Source organism: Tsuneonella aeria, assembly GCF_009827495.1.
Classification (GTDB): Bacteria; Pseudomonadota; Alphaproteobacteria; order Sphingomonadales; family Sphingomonadaceae; genus Tsuneonella; species Tsuneonella aeria.
Genome location: NZ_WTZA01000001.1, coordinates 818,224 through 837,723 on the forward strand (window position 1 = coordinate 818,224; position 19,500 = coordinate 837,723).

At 66.1% G+C, this 19,500-nt stretch carries 22 protein-coding genes and 1 tRNA gene; 13 read left to right on the forward strand and 10 right to left on the reverse strand.

From position 1 onward, the window contains the following. Positions 1-164: 164 nt before the first annotated feature. The 10 genes from GRI40_RS03905 to GRI40_RS03950 all read left to right on the forward strand — a co-directional run bounded on the left by GRI40_RS03905 (position 165) and on the right by GRI40_RS03950 (position 8,238). Positions 165-1,295 (forward strand): acyl-CoA dehydrogenase family protein, encoded by a 1,131-nt coding sequence (locus GRI40_RS03905; RefSeq protein WP_160611383.1) that lies wholly within the window; start codon positions 165-167, stop codon positions 1,293-1,295. 11 nt (positions 1,296-1,306) lie between these two features. Next, complete coding sequence (locus GRI40_RS03910) at positions 1,307-2,131, forward strand: alpha/beta fold hydrolase (RefSeq protein WP_160610134.1); 825 nt, start codon at positions 1,307-1,309, stop codon at positions 2,129-2,131. Beyond that, positions 2,118-2,894, forward strand: coding sequence for a fumarylacetoacetate hydrolase family protein (locus tag GRI40_RS03915; RefSeq protein ID WP_160610135.1), 777 nt, complete (start codon positions 2,118-2,120; stop codon positions 2,892-2,894). The genes GRI40_RS03910 and GRI40_RS03915 overlap by 14 nt, the downstream gene beginning before the upstream one ends. Then, the gene (locus GRI40_RS03920) at positions 2,894-4,345 is read left to right on the forward strand and encodes an FAD-dependent oxidoreductase (protein ID WP_160610136.1); all 1,452 of its coding nucleotides are present in this window, start codon (positions 2,894-2,896) and stop codon (positions 4,343-4,345) included. The genes GRI40_RS03915 and GRI40_RS03920 overlap by 1 nt, the downstream gene beginning before the upstream one ends. After that, entirely contained in the window at positions 4,342-4,860 is a 519-nt protein-coding gene (locus tag GRI40_RS03925) for a nuclear transport factor 2 family protein (RefSeq protein WP_160610137.1), read from the forward strand. Before GRI40_RS03920 ends, GRI40_RS03925 begins: the two co-directional genes overlap by 4 nt. Continuing rightward, a complete protein-coding gene (locus GRI40_RS03930; RefSeq protein WP_160610138.1) occupies positions 4,857-5,228 on the forward strand; it encodes an EthD domain-containing protein in 372 nt (123 codons plus the stop codon). The genes GRI40_RS03925 and GRI40_RS03930 overlap by 4 nt, the downstream gene beginning before the upstream one ends. Further along, a complete protein-coding gene (locus tag GRI40_RS03935) occupies positions 5,225-6,394 on the forward strand; it encodes a sulfotransferase family protein (protein WP_160610139.1) in 1,170 nt (389 codons plus the stop codon). Before GRI40_RS03930 ends, GRI40_RS03935 begins: the two co-directional genes overlap by 4 nt. 92 nt (positions 6,395-6,486) lie before the next feature. After that, positions 6,487-7,257, forward strand: a complete 771-nt coding sequence (locus GRI40_RS03940) for an SDR family oxidoreductase (RefSeq protein WP_160610140.1) — start codon at positions 6,487-6,489, stop codon at positions 7,255-7,257. Beyond that, complete coding sequence (locus GRI40_RS03945) at positions 7,254-7,784, forward strand: SRPBCC domain-containing protein (RefSeq protein WP_237488991.1); 531 nt, start codon at positions 7,254-7,256, stop codon at positions 7,782-7,784. Before GRI40_RS03940 ends, GRI40_RS03945 begins: the two co-directional genes overlap by 4 nt. Continuing rightward, positions 7,768-8,238 (forward strand): nuclear transport factor 2 family protein, encoded by a 471-nt coding sequence (locus GRI40_RS03950; RefSeq protein ID WP_160610141.1) that lies wholly within the window; start codon positions 7,768-7,770, stop codon positions 8,236-8,238. The genes GRI40_RS03945 and GRI40_RS03950 overlap by 17 nt, the downstream gene beginning before the upstream one ends. Here GRI40_RS03950 and GRI40_RS03955 read toward each other — a convergent pair. Beyond that, a complete protein-coding gene (locus GRI40_RS03955) occupies positions 8,223-8,966 on the reverse strand; it encodes an SDR family NAD(P)-dependent oxidoreductase (protein WP_160610142.1) in 744 nt (247 codons plus the stop codon). The genes GRI40_RS03950 and GRI40_RS03955 overlap by 16 nt on opposite strands. 71 nt (positions 8,967-9,037) lie before the next feature. Here GRI40_RS03955 and GRI40_RS03960 point away from each other — a divergent pair, with 71 nt between their 5' ends. The 3 genes from GRI40_RS03960 to ribB all read left to right on the forward strand — a co-directional run bounded on the left by GRI40_RS03960 (position 9,038) and on the right by ribB (position 11,956). Continuing rightward, a complete protein-coding gene (locus GRI40_RS03960) occupies positions 9,038-9,568 on the forward strand; it encodes a nuclear transport factor 2 family protein (protein ID WP_160610143.1) in 531 nt (176 codons plus the stop codon). 5 nt (positions 9,569-9,573) lie between these two features. Then, positions 9,574-10,551, forward strand: a complete 978-nt coding sequence (locus GRI40_RS03965; RefSeq protein WP_202390131.1) for a flavin reductase family protein — start codon at positions 9,574-9,576, stop codon at positions 10,549-10,551. 127 nt (positions 10,552-10,678) lie between these two features. Further along, on the forward strand, positions 10,679-11,956 hold the full coding sequence (ribB, locus tag GRI40_RS03970; RefSeq protein WP_160610145.1) for a 3,4-dihydroxy-2-butanone-4-phosphate synthase: 1,278 nt from the start codon (positions 10,679-10,681) through the stop codon (positions 11,954-11,956). 120 nt (positions 11,957-12,076) lie between these two features. Here the strand turns inward: ribB and GRI40_RS03975 are convergent. From GRI40_RS03975 to aspS, 9 genes are all read right to left on the reverse strand, one after another. Then, positions 12,077-12,153, reverse strand: a tRNA-Met gene (locus GRI40_RS03975). A gap of 63 nt (positions 12,154-12,216) precedes the next feature. Further along, a complete protein-coding gene (locus tag GRI40_RS03980; RefSeq protein ID WP_337190487.1) occupies positions 12,217-12,771 on the reverse strand; it encodes a 2'-5' RNA ligase family protein in 555 nt (184 codons plus the stop codon). Continuing rightward, the gene (gene mltG, locus GRI40_RS03985) at positions 12,732-13,694 is read right to left on the reverse strand and encodes an endolytic transglycosylase MltG (RefSeq protein ID WP_160610146.1); all 963 of its coding nucleotides are present in this window, start codon (positions 13,692-13,694) and stop codon (positions 12,732-12,734) included. The genes GRI40_RS03980 and mltG overlap by 40 nt, the downstream gene beginning before the upstream one ends. Before the next feature lies 1 nt (position 13,695). Further along, positions 13,696-14,958 carry a beta-ketoacyl-ACP synthase II gene (fabF, locus tag GRI40_RS03990; RefSeq protein WP_160610147.1) on the reverse strand — a complete coding sequence of 421 codons (1,263 nt, stop codon included), beginning with the start codon at positions 14,956-14,958 and terminating at the stop codon, positions 13,696-13,698. A 100-nt stretch (positions 14,959-15,058) separates the two neighbouring features. Continuing rightward, complete coding sequence (locus tag GRI40_RS03995; RefSeq protein WP_160610148.1) at positions 15,059-15,295, reverse strand: acyl carrier protein; 237 nt, start codon at positions 15,293-15,295, stop codon at positions 15,059-15,061. Between the two features lie 164 nt (positions 15,296-15,459). Next, a complete protein-coding gene (locus GRI40_RS04000; protein WP_160610149.1) occupies positions 15,460-16,350 on the reverse strand; it encodes a DUF3618 domain-containing protein in 891 nt (296 codons plus the stop codon). Beyond that, the gene (locus GRI40_RS04005) at positions 16,337-16,804 is read right to left on the reverse strand and encodes a phage holin family protein (RefSeq protein ID WP_160610150.1); all 468 of its coding nucleotides are present in this window, start codon (positions 16,802-16,804) and stop codon (positions 16,337-16,339) included. The genes GRI40_RS04000 and GRI40_RS04005 overlap by 14 nt, the downstream gene beginning before the upstream one ends. Continuing rightward, entirely contained in the window at positions 16,801-17,484 is a 684-nt protein-coding gene (locus GRI40_RS04010; protein WP_160610151.1) for a hypothetical protein, read from the reverse strand. Before GRI40_RS04010 ends, GRI40_RS04005 begins: the two co-directional genes overlap by 4 nt. Positions 17,485-17,635: 151 nt before the next feature. Further along, positions 17,636-19,420 (reverse strand): aspartate--tRNA ligase, encoded by a 1,785-nt coding sequence (gene aspS / locus GRI40_RS04015; RefSeq protein WP_160610152.1) that lies wholly within the window; start codon positions 19,418-19,420, stop codon positions 17,636-17,638. Between the last annotated feature and the right edge of the window lie 80 nt (positions 19,421-19,500).

Genomic DNA, 19,500 nt, shown 5'->3' on the forward strand with positions numbered 1-19,500 from the left:
GCTTTTCAATTGACGATTTGCGTATCCCATGGCATTTTTTATTACGAGTTTCCCGCATGAGGCGAATCAAAATGGGCGAGCGCATTTCCGTAGCCAAGGCAGAGACCATCGGGCGCGAGGGCGCCGTGCCATCAGCTGACGATCTGATCGCGCGTGCGAAGGCGATGATCCCGGTGCTGAAGCAACGCGCCCGCCGCTGCACGATCGAAGGCAACGTGCCGGCCGAGACCATCGCGGAAATGCAGGAGGCGGGCTTCTTCCGCGTGCTCCAGCCCAGGCGCTGGGGCGGCTACGAGATGCATCCCAACGTCTTCTTCGAAATCCAGAAGGCCCTGGCCGAAGGGTGCATGTCGACCGGCTGGGTCTATGGCGTCATCGGCTGCCATCCGTTCGAGCTCGCCCTGTTCGACGACCGCGCGCAGGCGGAAGTGTGGGGCGACGATCCGGCAATGCTGGTGTCATCGACCTACCAGCCCGTCGGCAAGGTCGAAGTGGTCGAGGGCGGCTTCCGCCTGTCGGGCCGCTGGGGCTTCTCATCAGGATCGAAGCATTGCGGCTGGATTCTGCTGGGCTCGCTGATCTTCGGCGAAAGCGGCCCGCCGGAGATGCGCACGTTCCTGCTGCCGCGCAGCGATTACGAGATCATCGACGGAACCTGGGACGTGTTCGGACTTCAGGGCACGGGCAGCCTGGACATCGTCGTCGACAATGCCTTCATCCCCGAATATCGCACCCACAAGGCGAGCGACGGGTTCGCCTGCACCAATCCGGGCCAGGATGTGAACACGGGCCCGCTCTATTCCCTCCCCTGGGCCCAGGTCTTCATCCGGTCGGTATCGACCGCAGCGTTCGGCGGCGCGCGCGCCGCGGTGAACGCGGCGGTGCAGATCATGCTCGACCGGGTTTCGTCCAACACCGGCAAGGCGTCGAAGGCCGACCCCTTGCTCCACGCGGCGATTGCCCGCGCGCACGCGCAGATCATCGAGATGGAGCGGACCCTGGCGGCGACGTTCGACGACCTGATGGAAACCGCCGGGCGGGGCGAGCCCATCCCGATGGAAAAGCGGGTGCTCTACGCATACAATTCGTCCAACGTGGTCAGGCGTCTCGCCGATCTGGTGGACGAAATGCTGCCCCTTCTCGGCGGGCGCGCGATCTATATGTCGAGCCCCATCGTCCAGCCCTGGCTCGACTTGTGCGCCGCGCGCGCCCACGTCGCCAACGATCCGGGCAACCGGACGAGTGACCTCGTAGGCAGCCTGACGGGCGAACCGCCCGCATTCACGTTCCTGTGACCGGAGAGACCATGGCCGAACTCCGCGAAGCGACCTACACGGTCGCCGGCGATTACCAGATTCACCTGAAGGAAGCCGGCAGCGGCCCCGCGGTGGTGTTCATCCACGGAAGCGGGCCCGGCGCGTCGGGCGCTTCCAATTTCCGCCAGAACATCGACGCGTTCGTATCGGCCGGATACCGGGTTATCCTGCCGGACATGATCGGCTACGGCGCGTCGTCGAAACCCGAAGGCGTTGACTACCCGCTCCAGCTGTTCACCGACACGCTGTACGATGCCCTGCGCCAGCACGGCGTGGAGAGCGCGCACCTCATCGGCAATTCGCTCGGCGGCGGGGTGGCCATCCAGATGACGCTCGATCATCCGGAATTCGCGCGCCGCCTGGTGCTGATGGCGCCGGGCGCGGTGGCGGAACAGGCGAGCTATTTCACCATGCCCGGCATCGCCAAGATGGTCTCTGGCTTCGGCGGGCCGGACTTCAATCTCGAAGAGCAGCGCCGGCTGATCGCGAACCTCCTCCACCCCGATTACGCCGACAGGATCCCCGAAGAGCTGGTGGCCGAACGCTTCGCCGTCGCGCGCACGCAGCCCAAGGACGTGCTGGCGCGCATGAAGACGCCCAACCTGGGGCTGCGCCTGCACGAGCTGGACAAGCCGATCTTCGTGATGTGGGGGCTGAACGACGAATTCTGCCCGGAAAGCCACGCACGCCTGTTCCTCGACGCATGTCCCGACGTGCGCACGCTCACCTTTGCGCGCACCGGGCACTGGGTCCAGGTCGAACGCGCGGCCGAGTTCAACGCCTACGCGATCGACTTCCTGAATGCAGACCGCTGAACGCTACGGCGCGGAACTCTACCATGCGCTCCGGGACGGGCGCACGGTGCCCCCGCTGATCGCGCGCGACCCTTCGCTCACGATCGACGATGCTTACGCGATCAGCCTCGACGCGCTGGCCCGCCGCCGCGCCGATGGCGAAAGGGTGATCGGCAAGAAGATCGGCGTCACCAGCAAGGCCGTGCAGGACATGCTCGGCGTGCACCAGCCGGACTTCGGCTTCCTGACCGACCGGATGCTGGCCAAGGGCGTGATCGACATCGCCGCGCACAACCTGATCCAGCCCCGTGCCGAAGCGGAGATCGCGTTCATCCTCAAGGCGCCGCTCAACGGACCGGGAGTGACCGCCGCGCAGGTGGTCGCTGCGACCGAGGCGATCGCCCCCTGCTTCGAGATCGTCGATAGCCGGATCGAAGGCTGGAAGATCGGCATCGTCGACACCGTGGCGGACAACGCGAGCTGCGGCGTGTTCGTGCTCGGCGAAGCGCGGGTCGACCCCCGCGATTTCGACCTGCCGGCGCTCAGGGTGACCGTCACGAAGAACGGCGCGCCGCTATCGGAAGGCTACGGTTCGGCGGTCCAGGGCGACCCCGCGCAGGCGGTCGCGTGGCTCGCCAACACGCTCGGGGAATACGGCGTCACGCTCGACGCGGGCGACGTCATCCTATCGGGCAGCCTCGTGCCGCTGGAAGACGCGCGCCCGGGCGATGTTTTCGAAATGACGCTCGAAGGCGTCGGCACTTGTGAGGCACGGTTCGAATAATGACGGAAATCTCGCTGCATCGTCCGTTTCCGGCTCACGAAGTCGCCGCCTGGGACTACGAGACCGATGTGGCGGTGATCGGCTTTGGCGCGGCGGGTGCCTGCGCTGCGATCGAGGCCGCCGGTGCCGGGGCGCGGGTCATGCTGTTCGAACGCAATTCCGGCAGCGGCGGCGCGAGCGCGCTGTCGGGCGGCGAGATCTACATCGGCGGCGGCACGGACGCGCAGAAGGCCGCCGGGTTCGACGACACCACCGAAGCGCTGGCCGCTTACCTGAAGCTTGCCGGCGGCCCCTGTGCCGACGAGGCGAAGTGCGATCTCTACGCGGCCGAAGCGCTCGATCATTACGCCTGGCTCAAGGCGCAGGGCGTGCCCTATCGCGGCAACTACATGCCCGGCAAGGTGATCGAACCCACCGACGATTCCACGCTGATCTGGTCGGGCAGCGAAGCCGCCGCGCCGTTCTGCGATCTCGCCACGCCCGCCCCGCGCGGCCACGTGATCCAGCACATGGGCTGGGGCGGCGGCCGCCCGCTGGTCGATATCCTGGAAGCCGGCGCGCGGGAGCGCGGCGTCGAGATCGTGACCGATGCGCGCGCGGTTGCGCTCGTCCGCGATGGCGAACGTATCGTCGGCGCGGTGATGCGGATCGACAACCAGAACCGCTTCGTCCGCGCGGCGAAGGGCGTGGTGCTGGCCGCCGGCGGTTTCGTGATGAACGAAGGGATGCGCCGCAAGTATTGCCCCGATACCTTCCGCATTGCCGATCCCATCGGCGACAAGGATGACGGGTCGGGCATCGAACTGGGCGTGAGCGCCGGCGGCGACGCGATCCACATGGACCAGTTCTTCACCACCTGCCCGTGGACCATGCCCGAACCGCACGCGAAAGGCGTGTTCGTCAATATCGCCGGCCAGCGCTTCATCAACGAAGACTGCTATCACGGCCGGGTAAGCCGCACCGCGGTCGATCAACCGGGCGGCAAGGTCTATCTCCTGCTCGACAGCGCGCATTTCGAACAGCCGCCCGAATTTGCCCGCGTCTCGATCGCCGGGACGGGCGATACGTGGGAGGAAGTCGAGGCCGAACTGGAGATGCCGGCGGGCACCCTGGCGGCGACAATGGCGTTCTATAACGCGCACGCGCGCGAAGGCCGCGACCCGCTGTACGGCAAGCGCACGCCGATCCTCGTCCCGCTCGACCAGGGGCCGTTCGTGGCGCTGGAGCTCGATTTCCAGGCGAGCTATTTCAGCTTCTTCACGCTCGGCGGCTTGAAGACGTCCGTGGATGGCGAGGTGCTCGACCGGGGCGGCACGCCGGTCCCCGGGCTCTATGCCGCGGGTCGCTGCACGTCGGGCCTTCCCGCCTGGGGCCACGGCTATTCTTCGGGAATGAGCCTTGCCGATTGCACGTTCTTCGGCCGCAGGGCCGGACGGAAAGCGGCGGCGTGACGGCGGACGAGGCGCTCGACAGGGTCGCGCTGGCAGACCTCGTCATGCGCTATTGCCGCGGCGTCGACCGCCGCGACTTCGCCCTGGTGCGCTCGCTATACTGGGACGACGCCGTCGACCACCACGGCGCGATGTTCGATGGCACCGCCGATGCGTTCGTCGCGTGGCTGCCCGATGCCATGGCGCCGTTCGAGCTCACCGTGCACCGCGTGACCAACAGTCTCTTCGCGATCGATGGCGATCGTGCCGAAGGCGAACATTACGCGGTCGCCTACCACCGCACCCGCCCGCCCCAGCGCCGCGAGATCGTGATCGGCGGGCGCTATCTCGACCGGTACGAGCGGCGCGCCGGGACGTGGAAATTCATCGAGCGGAGCCTGGTGTTCGATCACGGCGATGCCCGCCCCGTCGATGAAACCGCATTTGAGGAACTTTCCGGGCAGGCGCCGGGCGGCACGGCCGATCGCAGCGACCCGTCGTGGACGCTCGGCTTGCTGGCAGGCCCCGGCGCATGAGCGGGTTCAAGGTCATCGCCCTGCTGAAACGGCGCGCCGACATCACTCGCGATGCCTTCATCCGTTACTACGAAAATTACCACGCGCCCCTGATCCTGTCACAGTTTCCGTCAATCACCGCCTACCGCCGCAACTTCGCGGACTTTACCGCAGCGTTCGAAAGCGATGCCGCCCCGTTCGACTTCGACGTGGTGACGGAGATCGAGTTCGGCGACCGCGCCGGATATGACGCGATGCTCGCTCGCCATGCCGACCCCGCGGTCGCCGCCATGATCGCCGCGGACGAAGATCAATTTCTCGATCGCGCGTTCACCCGCATGTTCGTGGTGGAAACGCGCGCAAATGACCTAGAGGAGAATTCTCTTTGACGTCACAACTCGACGTGGAAACGCTGCTGGCCGAAGCCCGGGCGGAAACCGGGCTCGATGACTTCGGCGATCCGTGGTTCCTTGCTCCGCTCGAAAAGCTCGTCGGATTCGTCAATCGCGATGCCGGGCTGGTCTCGCCCGAAAGCTCGGCCGGGGTGCGCATCCGCGGCGCACTCGCCGACCGGCTGAAGCTGGTGCAATACTTCAAGGATCATCCCGCGGCGGAAGAAGAACGCGTGGAAGCCGCCTGCGCGATCGTCGGCCTGCCGCGCACCGGTTCCACGATGGTGCACCGCCTGCTGGCCTCGTCCCCCAGGCTCACCGCGCTGTGGTGGTGGGAAACCGCCTTCCCCCTCCCCTTCCCGGGCGAGACGGCGAGCGATCCCGGTCCGCGCCAGGAAGCCGGCAAGCAGCTCGTCGACTGGCTGCTCACCGAATGGCCCGACTTTGAAAGCATCGACCCGATGGACGCGATGGCCATCAACGAAGAAGTGGTGCTGCTCGACCGGACGTTCCTGTCGAGCACCTACGATTCGATGATGCCGATCCACGAATACGGCTTCTGGCAGGCCGAACAGGACCAGGAGCCGGCCTTCCGCGATCTGTACCGTTTCATGCAGGCGATCCAGCACCAGCGTGCGGCACGCGGCGAGCCGCGGCGGCCCTGGGTGTTCAAGACGCCCCACCACCTGATGGGCGGTCTCGCCGGCTTCCTGAAGGTGTGGCCCGAAGCGAAGCTGGTGATGACGCATCGCGACGTCGGCGAGGTCGTGCCCAGCTACTGCTCGATGTGCTGCTCGCTCACGGTCAATTCGTCGACGACGTATCGCAAGGAGGAACAGGGCGCTCACTGGAGCCGGCGCTTCGCGGAAGGTCTCGCCCGGCTCGAGGCAATCCGCGCTACGCTGCCCGCGGGCCAGGTGATCGACGTGCGGTACGAAGAAACCGTGCGCGACCCGGTGGGCACTGGAGAGCGCGTGATGCGCGCACTGGGACTGGGGTTCGACGAGGCCGACGCCGCCGCGATGGCGGACTGTGTCGAGGCCAACCGGCGCGAGGGGCGGCCGCGTCACAAATACACACCCGACCAGTTCGGACTGACGCCGGAAGGCATCGCCGCGGACTTTGCGGAATATCACAGCCGCTATCTGGAGACGGCCCGGTGACCTCACGACTTTCGCAGCCGCCGCGCGTCCTGGGAAAGCGGCCAAAGTCATCGTAACGATCCCATAATCATACCCTGAAAGGATGCCCGCGGATGTTGCTCAAGGATAAAGTCGTCATTGTCACCGGCGCGGGGCCCGGCATGGGCCAGGCCACTTGCCGCGGTGCAGCCGCCGAAGGGGCGAGAGTGGTCGTATCCGCACGCAGCAGGGATGCGATCGAGGCGATCGTCGCCGATATCGCCGGCAAGGGTGGCGAAGCGATCGCCGTACCATGCGACGTATCCGATACCGACCAGTGCCAGGCCCTGGCGAAGGCCGCGATCGACCAGTGGGGCCGGATCGATGGCCTGGTGAACTCCGCCTATTTCCACCCTGACTGGATGAACCTGGAAACGCACTCGATCGACCAGCTTCTCCAGGCGTTCAATGTCAACGCGGCCGGCGCGCTGCGCATGGCGCAGTCGGTAATTCCTGCCATGCGCGAGGCCGGCGGCGGATCGATCGTCAACGTCTCCACGCTCGCCACGCGCAAGCCGATGCCCGGCGAGGGCGGCTATGCGATGGCGAAGGCGGCGCTCAACCAACTCACCCGGCAACTCGCAGTGGAGCTTTCGGGAACCGGTATTCGGGTCAACACCACGCTCATGGGCTGGATGATGGGCGCGCCGCTGGAAGGTTACATCGGGTCCCTGGGCGATCAGGGCGATGCATTTCGCGCGCAGCGCGCATCGGAAATCCCCGTCGGCCACATCCCGCCCGATGCGGACTGCGCCAAGGCGATCTATTTCCTGCTGTCCGACTACGCGAGCGAGATCACCGGCGCCGCGCTCGACGTCAATGGCGGCGACTGGGTGGCGCCATGATCATGCTCGACTGGATGAAAGCCGCCCCTTCGCTCGCCGACGATCCGGCTATGGGGTTCGACCCGGATGCCGTGACGGTCTCCGACACGATCGACATCGCCGCGCCGGCGCGTGTCGTCTGGGAAATTCTCACCGACCTGCCGCGCTACAACGAGTGGAACCCGTTCTGCATTCGGGCGGTCTCCACGCTCGAGATGGGCGCGCCCATAGAGATGACCCTGATAAACTATGCCACCGCGGGCGGTCCGACGGTGCCCAACCTCGAATATATCTGCGGATTCGAGCCGGAACGGCTGCTGAGCTGGGAATTCCCGAACCTCGACTACTGGCCCTACCCCGCGCGGCGCGATCAGGTGATCGAGGCGACCGGTCCGGAAAGCTGCCGTTATTATTCGACCGACGCCTTCCTGGGCGCCAACGGCATCCACGTGTTCCGCTTCGCAGGCCCGTGGATCAAGCGGGCGTTCGACGACAGTGCGCTGGCGCTGAAGGCCCGCGCGGAGGGGTTCCATGGTGGAGGCGGCTGAGCTCCGCCTGCGGCGCGTTGAAGACCGCGAAGCCATCCGCGACCTCATCGCGCGTTACGGACCGCTTGCCGACGCGGGCGAGGCACAAGCGCTTGCCGCCCTGTGGACCGAAGCGGGCGAGTACGATGTCGGCGGTTTCCACGTGGCGCGCGGCCGTCCCGCCATCGCCGCGCTGATCGATGCGGCGCTTCACCGCGCGCTGATGGCCGATGGCTGCGCCCATGTGCTCAGCGCGCCGGCCATCGACCTGGATGGGGACAAGGCGATCGCCGTCAATCACAGCATCGTGTTCCGGCGGAACGGCGATGAATGGACGGTATGGCGCGCCAGCGCTAACCGTTGGGAACTCGCGCGCACCCCCGAAGGCTGGCGCGTTGCGCGCCGGGTCAATCGCCCGCTGGACGGCAATCCCGGCGCGTTCGCGCTGCTGTCTGCCGCTCAGCCGGCGAGCTGACCGCCATCGACGTTGAGGATTGCCCCGGTCGTCTTGCGCGATCGCTCCGAAGCGAGGAACGCGATCGTTTCGGCAATGTCGGAAGGCGCGCAGGTTCCATCGACCAGTTTGGGCGAATTGCGCATCACGAGCGCCCAGTCCACATCGCCCGCTGGCGGCGCGGAATTGCCCATCGGCGTGTCGACATGGCCTGGTGCGACCGCGTTGACCCGCACGCCCTTGCTCGCGAACTCGACCGCCAGGCTCTTGGTGATGCCCATCACGCCGTGCTTCGAGGCTGCGTAGGCAACCGTGTAGGCGATCCCCTGCAAGGCGGCTGTCGATGCCGTGTTGACGATATTGCCCTTGCTCTCGATCAGGTGCGGCAACGCCGCGCGGCACAGGCAATAGACGCTGGTGAGGTTCACCCGCACGATCTTCTCGAACAGCGCCTCATCGAAATCGAGCGTCGGACCCCAGGCCAGCATCCCCGCGACGTTGGCGAGCACGTCGATGGGGCCGCCTTCCGCCGCGGCCGCGATCAGCGCGCGGCAGGAATCGAAATCGGCAGCGTCGTAAGGCACCGCACGCGCGGTTCGGGCCAGCATCCCGGCGGTTTCCTCCAGCCCGGCCTGGTTGATGTCTGCGATGACCAGGTCGGCCCCTTCGGCCGCGAACTTGATCGCCGTGGCACGGCCGATCCCCGATGCGGCACCTGTCACGACTATGCGCTTGCCGGCAAACTCCATGTGGCTCTCTCCGCTTGATTTGCGTAACGGCATAACGGTATGGCTACGCAAATCCAGAGGGAAATCGCATAATGGCGGAAATGTCGTTGAATGACGTGACGGCTCGGGTTCAGCGCCTGGAAGACGAGCGTGCGATCCGCGAATTGAAGGCGCGTTACCTGCGCAGCTGCGACCTCAAGGATGTCGAAGGGGTGCGCGATACGCTTTCTCCCGACGGGGCGGTGATCGATTTCGAAGGTTTCCCGCGCTTCGATGATCGCGACGCTTTCGTGGCAGTCTATCGCGAAATGGGTTGCGCGCCTGGTGTCTTCGACATCCACCACGGCGCCAACGGCGTGATCGAATTCGATGGCGCGGACGAGGCAAGGGGGCGATGGTCGCTATTGTTTCACAATGTGAACCTCGGCCCGCGGCTGCTGACCCAGATGGGCGTCGAATACGAGGATGATTACGTTCGCCGCGATGGCCGCTGGTGGATCGCGGCGACCCGCTCGCGGCGAACCTCGTTCCTGCAGCAGGCGGTGGACAGCGAGGGCCGAACCACCGTAACCGTGATGGGCGAAGCGCCGTCGGGGACGGCGATCGGGCCTGCCGGAGATTGATGAGCATGAGCGGAGCGATCGACCAGAACGAGTTCCGCTCGGCTCTCGGCGCATTTGCGACCGGCGTGACCATCGTGACGGCGACGGACAAGGCGCAAGGCGACGTGGGCGTCACCGCCAACAGCTTCAACTCGGTCTCGCTCGACCCGCCTATGGTTCTGTGGAGCCTCGCGCGCAAATCCTCCTCGCTGCCGGTGTTCGAGGCTGCCGATCATTTCGCTGTCCATGTTCTCGCCTCCGACCAGGAGGCGCTGTCCAACCGCTTCGCCCGGGGGACGAGCGCGGAAAAGTTCGCCGGCCTCGAATTCGAGCGGGGCGCAGGCGGATCGCCCTTGTTGACCGGCACGGCAGCGCGCTTCGAATGCCGCATGGCCTATCGCTATGACGGCGGGGACCACGTGATCTTCGTGGGGCAAGTGGAGGCGTTCGAGCGCAGCGACCGCCCCGCCCTGCTGTTCCACTCCGGCCGTTACGCGCTCGCGGCGCGGCGAGCCGCCAACCTGGAACAGGCGCAACCGGAAGCGGCCACCGCCGACCGCTTCGGCGAAGATTTCCTCGGCTACCTCCTGGGGCGCGCGCATTACCAGGCCTACGGCAGGATTCGCCCCGTGCTCGAACGTCTCGAGCTCAGCCTGGTGGACCATTTCGCCCTGAGTGTCCTGGGGCTTCGCGGCCCTGCCGACATCCAGGAGATCAACGCGCTCATCGGATACACCGGGTATCGTTTCGACCCGGCAGTCGCATCCGATCTCGAGAAACGCGACCTCGTGGTGCCGGTCGATCACGGCAAGCTCGAACTCAGCGAGGCCGGACGGCGCAAGTTCCTGGAAGCCGCCGCCGCGGCCAAGGCGATCGAGGATGAAATGCTGGAGATACTCGATCCGAGCGAGGCGGACCTCCTGCGCCATCTGCTCAAACGGGTCATCCACGGAACCGACCCCGGCCTGCCGCGCCTGTGGCTGGAAGACGGCAGCGCCGGTTGACGCGCGCCGGCGCCGACGAACTCTTCGGCAACGATGGGATCTGTTTGCGGCGGGCCGATCATCGCAGCCCATCATAATGTCTCTATTTTTGATAGCATCTCACATTACGCTGTGATACGCCGACGTCATGTCTGCTGATCTCATCACTCGAATCCGTCGCCTCGTGAGCGAAAGCGGCATGTCCCGCTCTGGCCTCTCCCGTGCGGCCGGGCTGCACGCCAACACATTGCGCGATCTGATGGAGGAGAACTGGAACCCCACTGCCGAGACGCTCGGCAAGCTGGAGCGGTTCATTTTCGCCAGCGACGACGGCCCCGCCCTTGTCCCGATCGAGGAGATCATCGACGAAGCGCGCAACGGGCGCATGTTCATCCTCGTCGACGACGAGGACCGGGAGAACGAGGGCGACCTCATCATCCCTGCGCAGATGGCGACCCCGGATGCGATCAACTTCATGGCCACTCACGGCCGCGGGCTGATCTGCCTGGCGATGACCCGGGAACGGATCGAGCACCTGGGGCTCGAATTGATGAGCCGGAACAACGGCAGCCGGCACGAAACGGCCTTCACCGTCTCGATCGAAGCCCGTGAGGGCGTGACGACAGGGATTTCCGCAGCGGACCGCGCGCGCACCGTCTCGGTTGCGATCGATGCCAGCAAAGGCAAATCCGATCTCGTGGCACCGGGGCATGTTTTCCCCCTGGTCGCCCGCGATGGCGGCGTCCTCGTGCGGGCGGGTCATACCGAGGCCGCGGTCGATATCGCCCGCCTCGCCGGTCTGAATGCCGCCGGCGTGATCTGCGAGATCATGAAGGACGACGGTACCATGGCGCGAATGGACGATCTGATCGCCTTCGCCAAAGTTCACGACCTGAAGATCGGCACCATCCGCGACCTCATCGAATACCGGCGCCGCCACGACAACCTGGTGGAATGCATCGCGACCGCGCCCTTCACCTCCGACTACGGGGGCGACTGGATCGCGAAATCCTACCGCAACAAGGTGGATGGCACGGTCAACATCGTGCTCCAGAAGGGCGCGATCGACCCTTCGCAGGCCACCCTCGTGCGGATGCACGCGATCTCGATCTATTCCGACGTGCTGGGCGCACCTGGGCCGCGCAAGCGCACGCTCCAGCGCGCGATGGCCGAAATCGGCCGCGAAGGCGCGGGGGTTATCGTCCTGTTGATGCCGGGCGATCCGGAAAGCCTGACCCGCGAGGTCGAAGCCGCGAGCGGCCAGCCCCCAAGCATGGACTTGCGCACTTACGGCATTGGCGCGCAGATCCTGGTGGACCTGGGTGTTCAGGACATGATCCTGCTCACCAATGCGCATCACAACGTGGTCGCCATCGAAGGCTATGGCATCAACATCGTGGGTGAGAAGGCGATCGGGGACACCTGACCTCAGCGATCAGGCGGGCGCGAAGCGGTCCGCACTCTCATCGACCGAATCGCCCTCGCCGCCCGAACAAAGCCAAGGGCTTCACGTCGACATGGAAGACCCGGCTTCTTGGTCCGGGAATGGTAGCGGAGGAGGGACTCGAACCCCCGACACGCGGATTATGATTCCGCTGCTCTAACCGGCTGAGCTACTCCGCCCCAGAGGGCCGCGCGGCTATGTCGCCGGGCAGGCGGCGCATCTAGATGCGCTGGTCACGCCGGTCAACCGCGGAAATTCCAGCGGCGGACAAACTCCCAGGGGCCACCGCGGTATCGGTGACAGGCGAGCCCCGCGAACGCAAACGCGCGCGGTTGGAGCGAAGGCGCCAATCGCGCCTGGAGCGCGCGGGCCTCGTCCGGGGAAACCTTGTTCTGGATCGTCACGTGCAGGCGTGGTTCCTGCATGTCCTGCGGGGTGAGCAGGCCATGGAACCGGTCGGCCAGTCGTTCGCGCAACGCCACCATCGCCGGGCTCACGATCCGCAGCGCCGTCCCCCGCCCGAGGTTCATCAGCCCTTCGAGGCGCGCCTCGGGCGGCCGCGCCCGAGCCTCGGTCGCGAGCGCGGCGCGAAGTTCCCCCTCCAGGCTCGGCGGGAGCGCATGGAACAAGGTGACGTGCGCCTTCAGAACGTTGCGCTCAGGCGGGAAGTGCGCGGCGCGGAGTTGGTCGGCGCGCGATTGCAACGCCTCGGGCAGTTCGGCGGTGACGATCAGCGGCGCGAGGCTGCCTGTTCCGGTCAGTCCAGCTCTCCGCGAGCGCGGCGGATGGCGAACCACTTGCTGACGTTGGCGTTATGTTCGGCAAGGGTGTTCGCGAAAACGTGACCGCCGGTCCCGTCGGCCACCATGAAGACCGCATCCGTCTTTGCCGGGTCAAGCACCGCCGCGATGCTTTCGCGCCCCGGATTGGTGATCGGCCCGTCGGGAAGGCCGCGCATCGTATAAGTATTGTAGCCGTTCACGGCGGCGATCTCGCTCTGGCGGATTCGGCGGCCCAGCGGCTTTCCTTTCGTGATCGGGTAGATGATCGTGGGATCGGCCTGGAGCGGCATCCCCTGCTTCACCCGGTTCGAATAGAGGCCGGCGACCATGCGCCGTTCGCGCGCCACGCCGGTTTCCTTCTCGACGATCGAGGCCAGGATCACCGCATCGCGCGGGTTTGAGACAGCGATGCCGGGCTTCCGCTTGGCCCACGCTTCGGCGAGATAGGCGGTCATTGCGGCCTGCATCCGCGCCAGCACTTTCGCCCGGGTTTCGCCGCGTTCGAAATCGTACGTATCGGGGAGGACGGAGCCTTCCGCCGGGACCGGAATGGGCCCGGTCAGCAGGGGTTCGGCCATCAGCCGCTCGTGCACCATGATCGACGGCAGCCCTTCCGGCACCGTCACGAAGCGGCGGATGACCTGGCCATGCTGCAGCGTATCGAGGATCGTCGCCGGGCTCGCACCCTGGGGCAGCGCAAACTCGCCCCGCTGCACCGGGTCGCCGCTGCCGAGAATCTTCGCGCGCAGCAGGAAGCTGTCCGCCGAGGCGATCAGGCCCTTGTCCTCCAGTTCGCGTGCGACGCTCGTCAGCGTGGCCCCGTCCGGCACGGTGAAGGCCGTCTCCTTCTCGACGTTGGCCGAGCCGTACCAGCCCCACGCGAACCAGGCGAGCCCGACCGCCCCGATCAGCGCGGCGGCCAGTATCAGGCGCTTCACGTCAGCCTTCGACCTTCTTGAAGATCAAGCTGGCGTTGGTGCCGCCGAAGCCGAAGCTGTTCGACAGGGCGGCATCCACTTCGCGGTGACGTGCGGTGTGGGGCACGAGATCGACCCCTTCGGTGCCCTCGTCCGGATCGTCGAGATTCAGTGTCGGCGGCACCACCTGGTCGCGAATCGCCAGCACGCAGAAGATCGCCTCCACCGCCCCGGCGCCGCCGAGAAGGTGGCCGATCGCGCTCTTGGTGCTCGACATCGAGGCGCCGTTGAGATCGTCGCCCAGCACGCGCTTTACCGCGGCGAGTTCGATCGTGTCGGCCATCGTGCTGGTGCCGTGCGCGTTGACGTAGTCGATGTCGCCCGGCCCCATGTCCGCCTTCTTCAGCGCCATGCGCATGGCGAGCTCCGCGCCGCGCCCTTCCGGGTGCGGGGCCGTGACGTGATAGGCATCGCCCGACAGGCCGTAACCCACGACCTCGGCATAGATCTTCGCGCCCCGCGCCTTGGCGTGCTCGTATTCCTCCAGCACCATGACACCGGCGCCTTCGCCCATCACGAAGCCGTCACGCCCCTTGTCGTACGGGCGGCTCGCCTTTTCCGGCGTGTCGTTCATGCTCATGTTGAGTGCCTTCGCCTGGGCGAACCCGGCAAGGCCCAGCGGGTTGAGCGTGGATTCGGCCCCGCCCGCCAGCATGATGTCCGCATCGTCGTCGCGGATCATGCGCGCGGCATCGCCGATCGAGTGCGCGCCCGTGGAGCACGCCGTCACGACCGAGTGGTTCGGCCCCATCAGCCCGTACTTGATCGAAACCTGGCCGCTGGTGAGGTTGATCAGCCGCCCATGGACGAAGTGCGGGCTGACGCGCCCTGCACCCTTTTCTGCCAGCACGAGGGATTCGCTCTCGATTCCCGGCAAGCCGCCGATGCCCGATCCGATGGAGACACCCGCGCGTTCCCTGGTCGCCTCGTCCATGTCTTCGAGGCCGGCATCCTCGATCGCCTGCCCGGCGGCATCGATCGCGTAGACGATGAACGGATCGACCTGGCGCTGAACCTTGTGATCCACGCGCTTGTTGGGATCGAAGCCCCATTCGTGGTCGGCCGGCTTCACCTCGCCGGCGATCTTCGCCTTCTGGTCGGTGACGTCGAAGCGGGTGATCGGTCCGATCCCGCTCTTGCCGGCGATAAGGTTCTTCCACGTCGTTTCGACATCGGCACCCAGCGGGGTTACGAGGCCCAATCCGGTTACGACCACTCGGCGCATTCTGCTCTCCGTGAAATGCAACAGGCCCGGCCCCGCCTGGGGTCGAGCCTGTCGAAGCCCCGCCGACTTGCCGTCAGGCGAGCACGGCGGGACGGGCCTGTCAGCCCTTGTGCTCTTCGATGTACTTGGTGGCGTCACCGACGGTGGTGATCTTCTCAGCCGCATCGTCGGGGATTTCCACGCCGAATTCTTCTTCGAACGCCATCACGAGTTCCACGATGTCGAGGCTGTCGGCGCCCAGGTCGTCGATGAAGCTGGCTTCCTGGGTAACCTTGTCGGCTTCTACACCCAGGTGTTCGACGACAATCTTCTGCACGCGTTCAGCGGTATCGCTCATGAGAGTTCCCTCTTGGCTTGGGGGTTTCGAATTGCCTTTCGCCCTAATGAACGCCGCCGGGGCTGGCAAGTGCCCGGGCGCGCGTGCGTATCCTTGGTTTAGCGTGACCCAAGCGAAAGGCGGCAGCACTTGCGAACTGCCGCCATGTCCGCCCGGCGACCGGTTCAGGTCGAGCTGTACTGGGTGGACCGCGGCGAGGATGCTTCCGCGAAAGACCGTTCGGCCGATCCGGCGGACTGGGTATCGCCCATCTTACGGTCGGCCTTGTCGATCAGTTCATCCTTCTTGTCGCGCGCCATGTCGGCAAGGTCGTGTGCCTTGTCCTTTGCGGCGTCGAGCGCGTCGGAGCCCATCCTGCCCATCTGCTCTTCTTCGAAGCGCGTCACCGGCGCGGTCGCCCCGGCAAGCGCGCCCACGAACGCGGCGACCATGCCGCCCACCATGGGGTTCGACTGATAGGCCTGGCTGGCGCTGTCCGCCGCGCCCCGGGCGGTGCCCCTCGCGCTGCGGCCCATCTGGCCGGCTTGGTCGAGCAGGCTGTCGCGCTTGTCACGCAAGGCGTCCGTCGCCTGATCGAGCCGCTGCCGGAACGAGGTCTCGTCCTCGTCGTGCCGCTGCTCGATCATCAGATAATTCGACCGGGCAATGTCACGCCGACGGCGATATGCGGCCATGTCCTCGTTCGCCTGCGGCTCGCAGCGGCTCATATGATCGACATAGCCACGATGATGATCGTCATGGGCGCCCCATTTCTTGAGGTTGCCAAGGCCGGATGGCTTGAGCGACGATGCCTTCGCGTCGCTGTCGCTCACCAGCCAGATTCCGCCGAGGGCGATCATGGCCAGCGCGATCGGGTTGCGCCGCGCGCCGTCGACGAGATACCGCGCGTCGATACCGTTCTCGTCCGCCTTGTCGAGCAGCCCGTTGAGGAGGTTGCGCGGTGTCAACTGGTCCCCGAGACGGTCGACGGTGCGGCTCATCTCGGCCTGCGTCTGGCGGATTTCCCGTTCGATCTCGGCAGGATCGCGGTGCGATGTGTTGTCAGTGGCGTTCATGGGTAGCTCCTGTGGTGCTGTGCGTGCCGGTGACGATGTCCGGCGTATGTTCCACGGTCCGGATGGTGCGTTCCGGCTTCAGGTTGGCGGCCGCGAGCTTGTTCTTGGCGCCGGAGTAAAGAACGGCGGCGACGATCAGCGTGATGATCCCGACGATGACGATCCCCAGCGGGACATTGTCGATCGCCGTGCCCAGCCACCAGCCGAGGCCGGTCAGCGTCACGCCGAGGCCGGCGAGCCCCAGCACGGCAGCGCCCGCGTAGGCGCCGATCGCCTGCTTGATGTCGGTCACGCTTTCCCGGACTTCCGCCTGCATCAGGGCAACCTGCTCTTGCGCAAGATGCGCGCCCTGGCTTGTCAGGCGGCCGATCAGGTCGACGACGTTGTCACCGCCGCCCGGGTCCCGCGATCGAACGGACCCGGCGGCCGTGGTGTGGATTGTGGCATCGGTCACGACATGCTCCCTTCACGCTGAGACGCCGACGAAGCAGGCGACCATGTGGTCTCGCCCGGTCGCGATGCGCCGCCCTGGGCGCTGCTGCTGCCCGTGCCGAAACCGGTCGAGGTGCCGGCGCCGCCCATGTCCGATCCGGTCGCTGAGCCTGCGCGCGTGCCCGGTCCGGTCCCGCCGGAGCCGGTAGACGCCGAAGGATCGTACGACGAACCCGCGAACCGGCTGGTGGCGGAGGACGATCCCTGTCCGCCTTCCGGATGATGGCTCTGATATTCGCTGCCCGCACGCAGGAACCGTGCCGCCGCGAATCCGGCCGCAGCCGACGCCGCCAGGAATGCCAGGGGGTTCTGGCGCGCGAACTGGCTCACGCCCCGGCGTATCTCCTTGATATCCTTCCCTTCGATGGTCCGGGCGAGATCGTCGATCTGCCGCGCGGTCTTGTCGAAGGCGTTGGCGAGCCACTCCGGCGCCTTGTCATCCTGGCGAAGCGCACCGGCCGCCTTCCCGATGGCGGACGACGCGGCGTGCGCGGCAGTGGTGGCCTGTTTCTTGCCCCCGTCTGCGGCCTGTTCTGCCCGCTGGGTGGCTGTCTGGGTCAAGCGCGAGGCATCTTGCGAAAGCTCGTCGCGTACGGATTGGGCAGACGTGCTCGTGCTGCTCTGGCCTGTCGTTTCGGTCATGGGAGGGGCTCCTTTGGCTTGCTGGGAAACCAATGGACGCCCCGCTCATGCGTTCCGTTCAGAATGGGCGATCGCCATCAACACGCCGGGATTGCGACGAAACGTGCCCGTTCCGCCTCCAAGCGAATTAAATACTTGATTTTAATTAAAGCTAGGAGCCGGACTCCGCTGGCTGGGCCAACCGGATGTGGACATCGCGCAAGGCCCGCGCCGGCACCTCGCTCGGCGCGCCCATCATCAGGTCCTGTGCCCGCTGGTTCAACGGGAAAGCGATCACCTCGCGAATATTGGGCTCGTCGGCAAGCAGCATGACGATGCGGTCGATTCCGGGAGCGGAACCGCCATGCGGGGGTGCGCCCAGCTTGAACGCCTCGATCATGCCGCTGAAGTTCGCATCCACGTCCGCCCGCGAATAGCCGGCGATCTCGAACGCCTTGTACATGATCTCCGGCTTGTGGTTCCGGATCGCGCCCGAACTCAGCTCGTACCCATTGCACACGATGTCGTACTGCCACGCCAGGACATCGAGCGGGTCCTTGCTCTCCAGCGCCTCCATTTCGCCCTGCGGCATCGAGAACGGATTGTGGCTGAAGTCGACCTTCTTCGCGTCCTCGTCGTATTCGAACATCGGGAAGTCGACGATCCAGCAGAATTCGAACCGGTCGTCCGGGATGAGGCCGAGCTCCTCGCCAACCCGCGTTCGCGCCGCGCCGGCGAGCTTGGCGGCGTCCTTCTCCTTGCCGGCGGCGAAGAACAGCCCGTCGTTGTCGCCCAGCCCCAATTCAGCATAGAGCGTCTCCATGCCCTCGGTGCCGTGGTTCTTGGCGATGGGCCCGCCGAATTCGCCGCCCTTGCGTGTGACGTAGCCGAGGCCGGCGAAACCTTCGCGCCGTGCCCACTCGTTCATGTCGTCGAAGAACTTGCGGCTCTTTTCGTGAGTCGCGGGCGCCGGGATCGCGCGGACGACGCCGCCGGAACCGACGATCTTCTCGAACAGGCCAAAGCCGCTGCGGGTGAAGTGCTGCGACACGTCGGAAATGATCAGCGGGTTGCGCAGGTCGGGCTTGTCGGTGCCGTATTTGAGCATCGCCTCGCGATACGGAATGCGCGGGAAGCTGCCCGCGGGAGTCACGCTCTTGCCGCCCGAGAATTCCTCGAACACGCCGGCGAGCACCGGCTCGATGGTCGTGAACACGTCCTCCTGCGTCACGAAGCTCATCTCGAAGTCGAGCTGGTAGAATTCGGGGCTGCGGTCGGCGCGCAGGTCCTCGTCGCGGAAGCAGGGCGCGATCTGGAAATAGCGGTCGAAGCCGGCCACCATCAGCAACTGCTTGAACATCTGCGGCGCCTGCGGAAGGGCGTAGAAGCGCCCCGGGTGCAAGCGGCTGGGCACCAGATAGTCGCGCGCGCCTTCCGGGCTCGACGCGCCGAGAATCGGCGTCTGGAATTCGGTGAAGCCCTGCCCGATCATCCGCCGCCGCAGCGAGGCGATGACACCAGAACGCAGCATGATATTGCGGTGGAGGCGTTCGCGCCGCAGATCGACGAAGCGGTACTTGAGGCGGGTTTCCTCCGGATAATCTTCCGCCGAATTAACGATCAGCGGCAGATCGTCCGCCCGGCTCTGCACGGTGACGTCGCGGGCGAAGACCTCGATCGCGCCGGTCGGCAGGTTCGGGTTCACCGCGGCTTCGGCACGCGCCTTCACCGTGCCGTCGATCGTCACCACCGATTCCAGCCGAAGCTTTTCGAGCACCGGCAGCGCCGGGCTGTCGCTGTCGGCCACGATCTGCGTCACGCCGTAATGATCGCGCAGGTCGACGAACAGCACACCGCCGTGATCGCGCTTGTTATGCACCCAGCCCGACAGGCGGACGTCCTGCCCGGCATCGTTCGCGGTCAGGGCGCCGCAGCTGTGGGTACGATAGGCGTGCATCTAAATACTTTCCAATTAGGCGGGTAAGGCGTTAGGGGCGGCCCGCAAAACGCATCGCGGGCGCGGCCCCCATAGGGGCA